This window comes from Sphingomonas zeae (genome assembly GCF_014197135.1).
Classification (GTDB): domain Bacteria; phylum Pseudomonadota; class Alphaproteobacteria; order Sphingomonadales; family Sphingomonadaceae; genus Sphingomonas; species Sphingomonas zeae.
In genome coordinates this window covers 1-13,909 of sequence record NZ_JACIFA010000001.1, presented here as the reverse complement: position 1 = coordinate 13,909, position 13,909 = coordinate 1, and the positions used below count along the sequence as shown (strand labels likewise).

Annotated in this window: 10 protein-coding genes, 1 tRNA gene and 1 riboswitch; of the genes, 2 read left to right on the top strand and 9 right to left on the bottom strand. The window is 66.7% G+C overall.

All coding sequences use genetic code 11. From position 1 onward, the window contains the following. Positions 1 to 147: 147 nt before the first annotated feature. The gene (locus GGR45_RS00055) at positions 148 to 1,215 is read right to left on the bottom strand and encodes a LacI family DNA-binding transcriptional regulator (protein ID WP_175313163.1); all 1,068 of its coding nucleotides are present in this window, start codon (positions 1,213 to 1,215) and stop codon (positions 148 to 150) included. A 94-nt stretch (positions 1,216 to 1,309) separates the two neighbouring features. Then, a riboswitch (SAM-I-IV-variant riboswitch) is annotated at positions 1,310 to 1,419 on the top strand. A gap of 57 nt (positions 1,420 to 1,476) precedes the next feature. Between GGR45_RS00055 and GGR45_RS00050 the strand changes: the two genes are divergently transcribed. After that, positions 1,477 to 2,520 (top strand): threonine aldolase family protein, encoded by a 1,044-nt coding sequence (locus GGR45_RS00050; protein WP_217498112.1) that lies wholly within the window; start codon positions 1,477 to 1,479, stop codon positions 2,518 to 2,520. Positions 2,521 to 2,773: 253 nt separating this feature from the next. Here the strand turns inward: GGR45_RS00050 and GGR45_RS00045 are convergent, their stop codons facing one another. The 8 genes from GGR45_RS00045 to GGR45_RS00010 form a co-directional block, all read right to left on the bottom strand. After that, on the bottom strand, positions 2,774 to 3,115 hold the full coding sequence (locus tag GGR45_RS00045; RefSeq protein WP_175313159.1) for a hypothetical protein: 342 nt from the start codon (positions 3,113 to 3,115) through the stop codon (positions 2,774 to 2,776). A 40-nt stretch (positions 3,116 to 3,155) separates the two neighbouring features. Continuing rightward, positions 3,156 to 3,704: an OmpA family protein gene (locus tag GGR45_RS00040; RefSeq protein ID WP_175313157.1), complete on the bottom strand. Its 549-nt coding sequence runs from the start codon at positions 3,702 to 3,704 to the stop codon at positions 3,156 to 3,158. 122 nt (positions 3,705 to 3,826) lie between these two features. Further along, on the bottom strand, positions 3,827 to 4,909 hold the full coding sequence (locus tag GGR45_RS00035) for an AI-2E family transporter (RefSeq protein ID WP_175313154.1): 1,083 nt from the start codon (positions 4,907 to 4,909) through the stop codon (positions 3,827 to 3,829). A 132-nt stretch (positions 4,910 to 5,041) separates the two neighbouring features. After that, on the bottom strand, positions 5,042 to 9,556 hold the full coding sequence (gltB, locus tag GGR45_RS00030) for a glutamate synthase large subunit (protein ID WP_175313152.1): 4,515 nt from the start codon (positions 9,554 to 9,556) through the stop codon (positions 5,042 to 5,044). Then, positions 9,556 to 10,134, bottom strand: a complete 579-nt coding sequence (locus GGR45_RS00025; RefSeq protein ID WP_246358003.1) for a DUF2059 domain-containing protein — start codon at positions 10,132 to 10,134, stop codon at positions 9,556 to 9,558. Before GGR45_RS00025 ends, gltB begins: the two co-directional genes overlap by 1 nt. Next, on the bottom strand, positions 10,134 to 11,585 hold the full coding sequence (locus GGR45_RS00020; RefSeq protein WP_175313141.1) for an NAD(P)-dependent oxidoreductase: 1,452 nt from the start codon (positions 11,583 to 11,585) through the stop codon (positions 10,134 to 10,136). Before GGR45_RS00020 ends, GGR45_RS00025 begins: the two co-directional genes overlap by 1 nt. A gap of 153 nt (positions 11,586 to 11,738) precedes the next feature. Next, positions 11,739 to 12,548 carry an undecaprenyl-diphosphate phosphatase gene (locus tag GGR45_RS00015; protein ID WP_175313139.1) on the bottom strand — a complete coding sequence of 270 codons (810 nt, stop codon included), beginning with the start codon at positions 12,546 to 12,548 and terminating at the stop codon, positions 11,739 to 11,741. Positions 12,549 to 12,636: 88 nt separating this feature from the next. Beyond that, entirely contained in the window at positions 12,637 to 13,569 is a 933-nt protein-coding gene (locus GGR45_RS00010; protein WP_175313136.1) for a complex I NDUFA9 subunit family protein, read from the bottom strand. A gap of 104 nt (positions 13,570 to 13,673) precedes the next feature. Here GGR45_RS00010 and GGR45_RS00005 point away from each other — a divergent pair. Beyond that, positions 13,674 to 13,760: transfer RNA gene (locus GGR45_RS00005), tRNA-Leu, on the top strand. The last annotated feature ends 149 nt before the right edge of the window (positions 13,761 to 13,909 follow it).

Below are 13,909 nucleotides of genomic sequence, written 5' to 3'. Positions count from 1 at the left end.
GGGTGAGGGGTTGAGCCAGCCTTTGGCTCGCGCGCTCGCCCAGCGAGCGCAGCACCCCTCACCCAGCTCCGACTAAGCCTTTGCTACGCAAAGCCCAAGTCTGCGCAACCCTCTCCCCTCTGCGAGGGGCGAGGGAAGAACTGCTGCCTAAATCCCGCGTGGCCTGCGCCGGGGTGCGGCGTCCGACTGACGCCGGATCAGGCTGTAGTCGAGCATACGATGCGCGGGCGGCTCGGCGTTTTTCTGGCGGATGACGGTCGCCATCATCTCCACCGCCGCGCGCGCCATGTCGGCGATCGGCTGGTGAATGGTGGTCAGTTCGGGCCAGATCGTCGTCGACAAGGTGGTGTCGTCGAAACCGCAGACGGTCAGGTCGCTCGGCACGTCCAGTCCGCGGCGATGCGCCACCGCCACGGTCGCCGCCGCCATATCGTCGTTCGACGCGAGGATTGCGGTCGGCGGCTCGGCCAGGTCGAGCAGCCGCTCCGCCGCGTCCAGCCCGGATCGATAGGTATAGAGGCCCGGCGCGACCAGTTCCGCGTCGAACGGCACGCCCACCGCCTCCAGCGCGGCGCGGAACCCCTCATAACGGCGCGCGCTGGCGGTCAGATTGGGGTTGCCGCAGATGAAGCCGATCCGACGATGGCCCAAAGTCATTACATGGCGGGTCATTTCCTCGGCCGCCGCGCGGTCGTCGATCTGGACCGCCATCGCCGATTCGGGCATCTCCTCGGGCGCACGGCCGGTCGCGACGACCACCGCGGGCACCCCCGCCTCACGCAACAGGGTCAGCACCGCTTCCGCCTCGCATAGCGGCGGCGGCAGGACGACCCCATCGATGCCCCCCGCGATCAGGTGGCGCGCGACCTCGACCTCATGGTCGCCGATCTCGCATTTCTCGACCACCATCTGAACGTCCAGCCGCGACGCCTGATCAAGGGTTCCAAGCAGGAACTCGCTGAGGAAGCCCTGGCTGGGGTTGCTGTAGAGCATCCCGATCCGGATCTGCGCCGCGCCCGCCAGACTGCGGGCCGCCGGGTTGGGGGCATAGTTGAGCTGCGCGATCGCCGCCTCAACCTTTTCGCGGGTGACGGGGCGGACATTGGCCTCGTTGTTGATGACGCGCGAAACGGTCATCAATGACACGCCTGCCGCGCGTGCGACATCGCTGATCGTGGGAGCGCTGCTGCCGCGGCGCGAAGTCCTGATGCTCATAACGTTTACGCTTCTACCTTTCGTCCGCGATACGCAATGCTTTGCGAAGCTGCGGCGTCCTCTTGCCCGTCGCACTCTGTCTCGCTAAAGACGGCGCCAGCATCAAGAGCCGGGCCGTCGCCCGGCACCAACCTGCCCCCCGGCAAGGTGGTGCCTCTCCAGATGGAGAGGGATGTGGCCGAACCGGCAACAACGGGACGAACCGCCACTTTCCTCATCCTGGCTCGCCATAGGCAAGAAGGATTTGTGATGGAAACGGCCATGCCCCAGCAATTTGCCAGCGACAATTATGCCGGAATCTGTCCCGAGGCCTGGGCCGCCATGGCCGAGGCGAACCGGGGCTATGTCCCGGCTTATGGCGAGGACCCCTATACCGACCGCGCCGCCGACGCCTTCCGCACGCTGTTCCAGACCAAATGCGAGGTCTTTTTCGCCTTCAACGGCACGGCGGCCAATTCGCTGGCGCTGGCCGCGCTCTGCCAGAGCTATCACAGCGTCATCTGTTCGGCCTCCGCGCATGTCGAGACCGACGAGTGCGGCGCGCCCGAATTCTTCTCCAACGGATCCAAGCTGCTGGTCGCGCAGACCGAGGACGGCAAGCTGACCCCCGACGCCGTCCGCGCGCTCGCCACCGGCCGGTCGGACATCCATTTCCCCAAGCCCCGTGCGGTGACGATCACCCAGCCGACCGAGACGGGGCAGGTCTATACGCTGGCCGAAATCCATGCCCTGTCGGCGGTGTGCCGCGAACTGGGCCTGCGGCTGCACATGGACGGGGCGCGCTTCGCCAATGCCTGTGCGGCGCTGAACTGCTCGCCCGCCGATATGACGTGGCGCGCCGGCGTCGACGTGCTGTGCTTCGGCGGCACCAAGAACGGCATGGCGGTCGGCGAGGCGATCCTGTTCTTCGACCCCGTGCTGGCGGAGGATTTCGACTATCGCTGCAAACAGGCGGGGCAGCTGGCGTCCAAGATGCGTTATCTGGCCGCGCCCTGGATCGGGATGCTCGACACCGGCGCATGGCTGACCAATGCCGCCCATGCCAATGCCTGTGCGCAGCGGCTGGCGGCGCGGGTGGCGGGGCTGCCCGGCATCGCCCCGATGTTCCCGGTCGAGGCGAATGCCGTGTTCCTCAGCGCCCCGCCTGCTGTGCTCGACGGCCTGCGTGCACGCGGCTGGCGCTTCTATACCTTCATCGGCGGGGGGGCGCGGTTCATGTTCGCCTGGGACGCCGATCCGGCGCGGGTCGACGAACTGGGCGACGCTATCGCCGAGGTCGCGACGGAGGCGTTGCAGGCGGCGTAAGGGCAAATATTCCTCCCCTGTAAGGGGAGGTGGCAGGCCGGAGGCCTGACGGAGGGGTGCCCCGCTATCGAGAGGGAGCGGCAGGTCGGATTGCCCCCGGCAATCCTCGAACCCGCAGGGCGGGTTCGACCTGCCACTCCCCTCCACCATGCTGCGCATGTGTGCGGGCGAGATGGTGCCCCCGGCACCATCTTGACGTGCCAGGGGCATGTCAAAGCCAGCACACCCTCCCCTTGCAGAGGAGGAATGATTTTCAGTCCTCCGCGCTCAGCCGATCGAGCCAGGCCTGGGCCTGTTTCGGTTCCCCCACCGCTTCCGGTCCCACCGGCCCGCGCGAGGCGAGAAATTCGGCGTGGAGCGCGAAGGGCGGCAGGCCCAGCTGTTCCCGCGCCGCGTCGATCTCCTCGCCCATGTCGGTCAGTTGCGCTACGATCGGAGCCGCCGCCGCGCGCGCGACCCGGTCCTTGCGATGGTCAAACAATCCCCATTTGCCAGCGGCCGTCGTCCGCAGCGCCGCGATCAGCGCCTCGCGATATTCGCTTTCCATCTCCTCGCGGTGCGCGTCGAGCCGCGCCAGTCGATCACCCTTGGCCATCCCCCGGCCTTAAGACGCGGCGGCCGGGTCGGCAATCGGCTTAGCCCGCGCGGTCCAGCTCGATCTCCACCCGGCGGTTGCGCGCGCGGCCTGCGCTGTCGTCGCTGCCGTCGGGCTTGGCATTGGGCGCGATCGGGCGGGTCTCGCCCAGCGCGATCACGCGCATCCGGCTCCGCTCCAAACCCTTGCGAGCCAGATACTCGCGCACCGCCTCGGCCCGTTTGCGCGACATGATGCGGTTGGCCTCGTCATCGCCCTCGCTGTCCGAATGCCCCCGCAGGATCAGCTTGCCGCCCTTGACCGCCGGATCGGCCGCCAGCCGGTCGAGCGCCGCCTTTGCGACGTCGTTCAGTCCGCCGCCGCCTTGCGGAAAGCCGATGGTGGTCAGGCTGGCGCCCGGGTTGGCGGCGATCTCGCCGGGCAGGGTGTCGGCCTTGGCAGGCGCTTTCGAGGGAGACGGCGCGGGCACCGGCATTTCGATCGAGGCCCCATTGGCCCCCGCCTGGCGCGCGACATCATCACCGCCGCACCCCGCCAGCATACAAGCCAGCCCGGCCGTCAATTTCCAGGCCCCCAAAGGCAATCGCATCTTGCTACCCCATCATCCGGCCCGATCCCCCCGGGCGGTCCGCACGGCGCGGACCATAGGCAGCACGATGTTGCAGCGCAAACCGGCTTTGTGGGTAAGAACGGCTCGATCTGGGCCAGCCTTTACGCCGCCGCCTCGCCTTCTCCAGGTACCACGCCGCGCTCCTCGCTCAGGATGCGCCATCCCGCCAAGAACAGCGCGGCGACCACCGGGCCGACGACGATGCCGCTCAAACCGAGCAGGTCGATCCCGCCCAGCGTGGTCAGCAGCACGATCCAGTCGGGCAATCCGGTGTCGCGCCCGACCAGGATGGGGCGCAGGAGATTGTCGGCCAATCCGATGACCAGCACGCCCGAGGCGACGACCACCGCGCCCTGCCACACCGCACCGGTCGCGAGCAGATAGATGGCGACCGGCCCCCAGATGATCGCCGGGCCGATCGCAGGCAGCAGCGCGGCGATGGCCATCAGCACACCCCAGAGCAGGGCGGCGGGTACCCCGACGATCCAGAAGGTGATCGCCCCCAGCGCGCCCTGCACCAGCCCGACGATGACCGACCCCTTGATGGTCGCCCGCACCACCGCCACGAAAGTATCGACCAGCCGCGCCGCCACGCCCTGCTCCAGCGGCAGCGCGCGGACAAAGGCGGGACCCAGCCGATCGCCGTCACGAATCAGGAAGAAGGCGACATAGAGCCCGACGCCGAAAGCCAGCGCAAAGGCAAAGGCGTTGCGGCCGATCGACAGCGCCTGGGACGCGATCTGGCTGACGCTGCTGCTGAGCGTGCGCGAGATGCGGGCTTGCAGCCCTTCGATGCTGCCGACGCCCCAATTGTCCATCGCCTGCCGCAAGCGGGTGGGCAGCGCATCGCGAACCTGCTGGAAATATTGCGCGAAATCGATCTGGCCGCTGCGCATCTTCAGATAGACGCCCGATGCCTGATCGACGACCATGCTGCCGATCAGCAAGGTCGGCACCACCACCGCAAAGGTGATGATGAGCATGGTCAGTCCGGCGGCGAGATTGCGTCGTCCGCCGGTCCTGTCCAGCAGCCAGTGGAACAGCGCCCGGAACAGGATCGCCGCCAGCGCCGCCCAGAGCATCGCGACCAGAAAGCCGGACACGACCGCGACCAGCCCGACGGTGATGAGCGCCAGAAAGAGGATGAATCCCCCTCTTTCGATCCTGTCGCGATCGATGGTCATGCTGCTATCCCCTTTCCGCATCGCGCCCCAACCGTCACGGCGTCGGAACGGTTCCGTGATCTGGGTTAAGAGAATGACGGTGATGTCACGGATAGGGAAGCCCGGTCCTCCCCGCCGGGGAGGACCGTCTGCTTACTCCGCCGCCACGGCCTCGATCGAGTCGTCAAGCGGGTGCGCCAGCCGGGTCAGCATTTCCTTGGGCACCACCTGCCAGAAATGCCCGGCCACACGCTCCCAGTCCTCCAGCAGCCCCTTGGACCATTTGCTGTCGGTCCGCGCGGCATGTTCCTCGACCAGGTCGCGGAGCACGCCTTCCCAGTGCGCCGAGGCCAGCCGCCGCCACACGATGCTCTCGGGATTGGCGCGCCGGGCGAAGCGCTCCTCGGGATCGTAAAGGAAGGCCATGCCGCCCGTCATGCCCGCGCCGAAATTGGCGCCGACCTGACCCAGCACTACGGCGACGCCGCCGGTCATATATTCGCAGCCATTCGCGCCGCAGCCTTCGACCACCACGGTCGCGCCCGAATTGCGGACCGCGAAACGCTCGCCCGCCTGGCCCGCCGCAAACAGCTTGCCGGAGGTCGCGCCGTAAAGGACGGTGTTGCCGATGATCGTATTGTTCTGGCTGGCCAGCGGCGAGCTGACCGCGGGCCGCACAATGATGGTCCCGCCCGACAGGCCCTTGCCGACATAGTCATTGGCATCGCCAAACACCTCCAGCGTGATGCCCTTGCACAGGAACGCGCCCAGCGACTGGCCCGCGCTCCCACGCAGACGCACGGTGACGTGGCCATCGGCCAGCTTGCTCATCCCGAACGTGCGGGTGATCTCCGACGACAGGCGCGTGCCGACCGCACGGTGCGTGTTGCGCACCGAATAGGTCAGCTGCATCTTCTCGCCGCGCGAGAAGACGGCAGCGGCGTCCTTGATGATCTGCGCATCCAGGCTGTCGGGCACTTCGTTGCGGAAGGTCGACAGGCTGAACCGCCGCTCGGCATCGGTCGCATCGACCTTGGCCAGCACCGGATTGAGGTCGAGATCGTCGAGATGCTCGGCCCCGCGGCTGACCTGGCGCAGCAACTCGGTCCGCCCGATCACCTCGTCCAGCGACCGTACGCCGAGACGCGCCAGGATGTCGCGGACTTCCTCGGCGATGAAGGTCATCAGGTTGATGACCTTTTCCGGCGTACCGGTGAACTTGGCGCGCAAGCGTTCGTCCTGCACGCAGACGCCCACCGGGCAGGTATTGCTATGGCACTGGCGCACCATGATGCAGCCCATCGCCACGAGGCTGAGCGTACCGATGCCGAATTCCTCCGCCCCCAGGATCGCCGCGATCACGATGTCGCGGCCGGTCTTCAGGCCACCATCGGCGCGCAGGCGGATACGACCGCGCAGGCCGTTGAGGGTCAGCGTCTGGTTGACCTCCGACAGGCCCATTTCCCAGGGCGTACCGGCGTACTTGATCGACGTCTGGGGCGAAGCGCCGGTACCGCCGACATGGCCCGACACCAGGATGACGTCGGCATGCGCCTTGGCCACACCCGCCGCGACCGTGCCGATGCCCGCCGAGGAGACGAGCTTCACGCAGACGCGCGCGCGCGGGTTGATCTGCTTGCAGTCATAGATGAGCTGCGCGAGATCCTCGATCGAGTAGATGTCGTGGTGCGGCGGCGGCGAGATGAGGGTCACGCCCGGCGTTGCGTGGCGTAGCTTGGCGATGAACTCGGTCACCTTGAAGCCGGGCAGCTGCCCGCCCTCACCGGGCTTGGCACCCTGCGCGACCTTGATCTCGATCTCGTCGCAGGCGTTCAGATATTCCGCCGTCACGCCGAAGCGACCGCTCGCGATCTGCTTGATCGTCGAGTTGGCGTTGTCGCCATTGTCGTAGGGCTGATAGCGCAGCTTGTCCTCGCCGCCCTCGCCCGACACCGCCTTGGCGCCGATCCGGTTCATCGCAATCGCCAGCGTCTCATGCGCTTCGGGCGAGAGCGCGCCCAGCGACATGCCCGGCGTCACGAACCGCTTGCGGATCTCGGTGATCGCCTCGACCTGATCGACCGGCACGCCCTCGTTCGGGAAGTTGAACTGGAGCAGGTCGCGCAAATAGACCGGCGGCAGGTCGCCGACGCCGCGCGCGAATTGCAGATAGGTGGAGTAGCTGTCGGTCGCGACCGCCGTCTGGAGCAGGTGCATCAGCTGCGCCGAATAGGCATGGGTCTCGCCGCCGTCGCGCTGGCGATAAAAGCCACCGATCGGCAGCGTCGCGACATGCTGGTCCCAGGCCGCTTCGTGACGGAGCATGGCCGAGTAATGGAGCGAGTTATACCCCTCGCCCGAAATCTTGGCGGGCATGCCGGGGAACAGGTCGTTGACCAGCGCACGGGACAGGCCGACCGCCTCGAAATTATAGCCGCCGCGATAGCTGGAGATTACCGCGATCCCCATCTTGGCCATGATCTTGAGCAGCCCGTCCTCGATCGCGGTGCGATGATTGGCCAGGCATTGTTCGATGGTCAGATCGCCGAACAGGCCACGGCCATGACGGTCGACGATCGCGGCCTCGGCCAGATAGGCATTCACCGTGGTCGCGCCGACGCCGATCAGCACCGCATAATAATGGGTGTCGAGGCACTCGGCCGACCGCACGTTGATTGACGCATAAGAGCGCAGCCCCCGGCGGACGAGATGCGTATGCACCGCCGCCGCCGCCAGCACGCCCGCAATCGCGACACGGCCCTCGGAGACATGCTCGTCGGTCAGGAACAGCTCGGACCGGCCTTCACGCACCGCCTGTTCGGCCTGGTTGCGGATGCGCTGGATCGCGGCGCGCAGACGGTCGGGGCCGCCCTCCGCCTCGAAGGTGCAGTCGATCTCGGCCGCCGAACGGCCAAAATGCGCCTTCAGCCGGTGCCAGTCGGCGCCGGTCAGCACCGGGGACGGCAGGACCAGCACACGCTCGCGCCGATCCTCGGTGTCGAGGATGTTGGCGAGATTGCCGAACCGGGTCTTGAGCGACATCACATAGCGTTCGCGCAAGCTGTCGATCGGTGGATTCGTGACCTGGCTGAAATTCTGGCGGAAGAACTGGCTGATCAGGCGCGGCTTGTCGGAGATGACCGCCAGCGGCGTGTCGTCGCCCATCGAACCGATGGCTTCCTTGCCCCCTTCCGCCATGGGCGACAGGATCAGCTCCATATCCTCCATGGTCTGGCCTGCCGCAACCTGCCGGCGCAGCATTTCGCCGCGCGGCATCCGTACCAGCGCCTCTTCCTCCGAAGGCTGGGGCAGCTGGTCCATGGTCAGGAACTCGCCGATCATCGCGGCATAGTCCTGCTCGCCCGAAATCTGATCCTTGATCGCGCGATCGTCGTACAGCTTGCCCTCGGCCAGATCGACGGCGATCATCTGCCCCGGACCCAGTCGGCCCTTGGCGGTGATGGTCGATTCGGGGACCACGACCATGCCGCTTTCCGAGCCGACAATCAGCAGGCCGTCGGCAGTCAGCGTATAGCGAAGCGGACGCAGCGCGTTACGGTCCATGCCCGCCACCGCCCAGCGGCCATCGGTCATGGCCAGCGCGGCCGGACCATCCCACGGCTCCATCACCGAGGCCAGATACTGGTACATCTCGGCATGCGCCTTGGGCGTGTCGAGGTCCTTCTGCCACGCCTCGGGCACCAGCATCAGCTTGGCGGTCGGCGCGTCGCGGCCCGAGCGGCAGATCGCCTCGAACACCGCGTCGAGTGCGGCGGTATCGGACGCACCCGCCGGGATCACCGGCTTGATGTCCTCCGAATTGTCGCCGAACGCGATACTGGCCATGCGGATCTCGTGGCTGAGCATCCAGTTCTTGTTGCCACGGATCGTGTTGATCTCACCGTTATGCGCTAGGCAGCGGAAGGGCTGCGCCAGCCACCATTGCGGGAAGGTGTTGGTCGAATAACGCTGGTGGAAGATTGCCACGCGGCTCTCGAACCGGTGGTCCTGCAGGTCGGGATAGAAGACCGACAGGCTCTCGGCCAGGAACAGCCCCTTGTAGATGATCGAGCGGCAGGACAGCGAACAGATATAGAAGCCGCTGATCTGCGCCGCGATCACCCGCTTTTCGATCCGCCTACGGATCAGGTACAGGTTCTTCTCGAACTCGGCGGCATCGACCTCGTCGGGCATCGGCCCGGCGATCATGATCTGCTCGATCTCGGGGCGGGTCGCCTGCGCCTTCAAGCCGATGACCGAGACGTCGACCGGCACCTGACGCCAGCCATAGATGGTGTAGCCCGCCTCGATGATGACGCTCTCGACGATGGTGCGGCAGGTCTCCTGCGCGCCCAGGTCGGTGCGCGGCATGAAGATCATGCCGACCGCCAGCCGGTTGGGCAGGACCTTATGCCCCGACGCGGCGATCGCATCGTCGAAGAAGCGGTGCGGCAGGTCGACGTGCAGACCCGCGCCGTCGCCGGTCTTGCCGTCCGCATCGACCGCGCCGCGATGCCACACGGCCTTCAGCGCATCGATCGCCGACTGGACGACCCGGCGCGAGGGCTGGCCATCGGTGGCCGCGACCATGCCGACGCCGCACGCATCGCCCTCGAATTCGGGGCGGTACATGCCATGCTCGGCGAAATATTGGCGCTGGTCGGTCATCACTTCTTATCCTGCTTGGTCGCGGCGGGGGCTTGAGTCTTGGCCAGGGCCTCAATGCGCGCGCGAATCTTGGGGAAGGCGGCCATGCCGGCATCGCGGCCCATCCCCTTGCCGAACTCGGCCAGACGCTGCTGCAATTGCGGCTGCAGGGCGAGCCAGTGCTGCCCTGCCGGCGTGTTGAAGAAGGCGGTGATCGCCTTCAAATCGTCTTCGGAGAAATTTCGGCGATATTCCTCGGCCGCCGCCTCGCGAATGTCGGGATAGCGGGCGCGCATGGCCGCCATCATTTCCTCACTGACGATGGCGCTGACCTTGGCCCTGCCCTCCGGAGTCACCAAGAGCGGCCTAACCCCGTTCGGCGCGTCGGACATCGTCTGCATCGCACCGAGCAGATTTCCCGTTACCAACGGCATCAAGTTCGCGAACTGGAAATCCAGCATCTGATCGAGCTTCATCTTGGCGACCAGCGCGCGGGCGGTTTCGATCCGGCCGCCCGCATCGGGCGTCGGCTCGGTCGGTCCCGTCTGTGCCGCGACCGGGGCCGCGAGTAGCAGGGCCAGCGCGGCGAGCAGGCGCATCACGCGGCCACCTTCTCACGCGCGCCGGTCTTCGCCCGCGCCTTCAGCCACTGGTGCATGGTCTTGGCCACGTCGCGGCCGTCGCGGATCGCCCACACCACCAGCGACGCACCGCGCACGATGTCGCCCGCCGCGAACACGCCGTCCAGGCTGGTCATCAGCGTGCGGCCGTCGACCAGCACCGTACCCCAGCGGCTGACGCCCAACTCGGCGGTGCCGAACAGGCTCGGCAGGTCCTCGGCGTCGAAGCCCAGCGCCTTGATGACCATGTCCGCCTCGAGCAGATGGTCGGCACCCGGCTCGGCCTCCGGCGCACGGCGGCCGCTGGCGTCGGGCGCACCCAGCCGCATCTTGGCGGCGCGGACGCCGGTCACCGTATCGCCGCCCTCGAAACCGAGCGGCGCGGACAGCCAGACGAATTCGGCGCCTTCTTCCTCGGCATTGGCGACTTCGCGCTGCGAGCCCGGCATGTTGGCGCGGTCGCGGCGATAGAGACACTTCACCGACTTGGCGCCCTGGCGGATCGCGGTACGGACGCAGTCCATCGCGGTGTCGCCGCCGCCGATCACGACGACGTTCTTGCCCTCGGCGTTCAGCGAGCCATTCTCGAACGCCTCGACCGTGTCGCCGAAGCTCTTGCGGTTCGACGCGGTCAGATAGTCGAGCGCAGCGATCACGCCGTTCGCGCCCGCGCCGTCCACATCGACGTTGCGCGCCTTGTACACGCCGGTCGCGATCAGCACCGCGTCATGGCGACGGCGCAATTCCTCCAGCGTCGCATCCTCGCCGACCGCAAAGCCCTCATGGAAGACGATACCGCCCGCCTTCAGGCGCTCGACCCGGCGCATGACAACGGGCTTTTCCAGCTTGAAGCCGGGGATGCCATAGGTCAGCAAGCCCCCGGCGCGGTCGTGCCGGTCATAGACATGGACCTCATAACCCGACACGCGCAGATATTCGGCCGCCGTCAGGCCCGCAGGCCCCGCGCCGATCACCGCGACCGACTGGCCCCGATCCGGCCCCGGCACCAGCGGCTCGACCCAGCCCTCTTCCCAGGCGGTGTCGGTGATGAATTTCTCGACCGAGCCGATCGTGACCGCGCCGTGGCCCGAAAATTCGATGACGCAATTGCCCTCGCACAGACGGTCCTGCGGACAGATGCGGCCGCAAATCTCCGGCATGGTCGAGGTGGCGTTGGACAGTTCATAGGCTTCGCGCAGCCGCCCCTCGGCGGTCAGGCGCAGCCAGTCGGGAATATGGTTGTGCAGCGGACAATGGACCGAACAATAGGGCACGCCGCATTGCGAGCAGCGCCCCGCCTGGTCCTCCGCCGCCGGAGGGGCATAGCGTTCGGCAATCTCGCGGAAATCATCCGCACGGTCCGATGCGGCCCGCTTGGCAGGATAAACCTGCTCGCGACCCACAAACTTCAGCATAGAATCGTTCGCCATATGCGCCTCCGAAGATGCGGATATTGCGCGAACGCCCTGATGTCACCTCGAAATCGACATATAGGTCAGCATTACTGACTAACTAAAATGGGATTTCGAGGCCCCCACCTTTTTATTGCGACAAACCCGCAACAAAAAGGGTCCGATCCGGTATCAATGCAGGGTCAGCAGGGCCAGCGCGAGGCTGCCCGCGACGATTCGGTACCAGGCAAAGGGACCAAATCCATGGCGTCCGACGATCCCCACGAACCAGCGGACGACCAGCAGTGCGACGATGAAGGCGACGACGAAACCGATCGCGATCTCCAGCGGCCCGACGCTGTTTCCGGCGCGCATGGCATCCATATGCCCCGCCGTCTCGACGACGCTGGCGCCCAACATGGTGGGAATGGCAAGGAAGAAGCTGAATTCCGCGGCGGTCCGCCGCTCGACGCCCAGGGTCAACGCGCCCAGGATCGTCGCGCCCGACCGACTGACGCCCGGGATCATCGCCAGACACTGAAGGAAACCGACGCCCAGCGCCGTCCTGGCCGGAACCGCCGCAATGCCCCGCGTCGTGCCGGGCTTGACCACCCGCTCGATCACCAGGATCGCGATGCCGCCGACGATCAGCGCGATCGCGACGACCTTGGGCTGGAGCAGCAGCGCCTCGATGTGCTTCTTGGCCAGCACGCCGATCACCGCGGCGGGGATAAAGGCGATCAGCAGGTTGCGCACGAAGCGGATCGAACCCGGATCACGCTTGGCCAGCCCGACCATCACCGTCCAGAAGGTCCGCCAGTAGAGCACCACCACCGCCAGGATCGCGCCCAGCTGGATGACGATGTTGAACATCTGCCAGCGCGCATCGTCATAGCCGAGCAGCGCGCCCGCGAGGATCAGGTGGCCGGTGGAGGACACCGGCAGGAATTCGGTGACACCCTCGACGATCCCGAGGATGATGGCGGCAATCAGATCGTTCACACGAGTCCCCCACAAGCAAAGGCAGCCCCGCCGCCATAGGGCGACGGGGCTGTCAGCGAAATGATAAAGACTGTCAGGTCGGGACGGTTCAGGCCGCCAGCGTCTCCGCCCGACGCCCGAACCGGCCCGACTTGCGGAAACGGATCAGATATTCGGGGGCGACCGCCGCGAGCGGCTCAGCTTCGACGCCCAGCGCGGCCAGACCCGGCGCGCCGGCGGCGACGACATTGTCCTGCTGCAGCATCAGCCACTGGTCCCAGCTGATCGGCGAGCCCGGCAGCCGCGCCAGGAGCGCCCCCGCGAAATCGGGAATCTCGAGGAAGTTGGGCTTGCGGCCCAGCGCCTGCGCAATCCAGCGGAGCAGCTCACCCATCGAAAGCACGTCCGGCCCGCCCAGTTCATAGGTCTTGTGCCCGTACGATTCGGGATCGCGCAGCGCGTTGGCGACCGCCTCGCCCACGTCTCCGGCGAAGACCGGCTGGAACTTCACGCCCGCGCGAAGCACCGGGACGATCGGCGCGGCCATCATGCCCGCAAAGCGATTCACGAACTGATCCTCGCGCCCGAACACGATCGAGGGGCGCAGGATGGTGGCATTCGGGAAGGCGTCGCGGACCGCCGCCTCGCCCTGCCCCTTGGACCGGGCATAGGCCGCCGCGCCACTCGCGTCCGCGCCGATCGCCGAGACATGGACCAGCGCGCCAGCACCGGCATTGCGAGCGGCTTCGGCCACGGCACGCGCACCGTCGACATGGATGCGCTGCATATTGCCGCCCATCACGCCGACCAGGTTCACGACCGCGTCCGCCCCCTCGACCGCGCGCGCGACCGTCTCGGGCCGGGCGATGTCGGCCGCGACGAACTGGGTCTGGCCCAGTCCGCCCTGGGTGCGCAGGAAATAGGCCTGGCGCGGATCGCGCTGCGCCACTCGGACGCGCGTCCCGTCGCGCATCAGTTCGCGTGCGACATAGCGACCCAGAAAGCCCCCGCCGCCGATCAGCGTCACCAGCTTGTTCGTCATGACCGTCCTTATTCGCCAGATTTTTTGTGCAACGCCCCTTTGCCCCGCAAAAAAGCCGTTGACAAGGATTCGAAGCCTACCCTAAAGGCGCGGGCCTACCCCGTGCCCAGATGGCGGAATTGGTAGACGCACCAGCTTCAGGTGCTGGCGATCGCAAGGTCGTGGAGGTTCGAGTCCTCTTCTGGGCACCATTTGTTCTCAAAGCATTGAAAATGCACGGAGATCGTCGAAAAGACGGTCTCCCGAGAGCGTTTGCTACCCTACATTGCTACGGGAAAATGGCTTATCGTCAGGCCGAAAGTCGCGGAGAACCGTCCCTGCTGAGGAGCGCGTTTGCTAC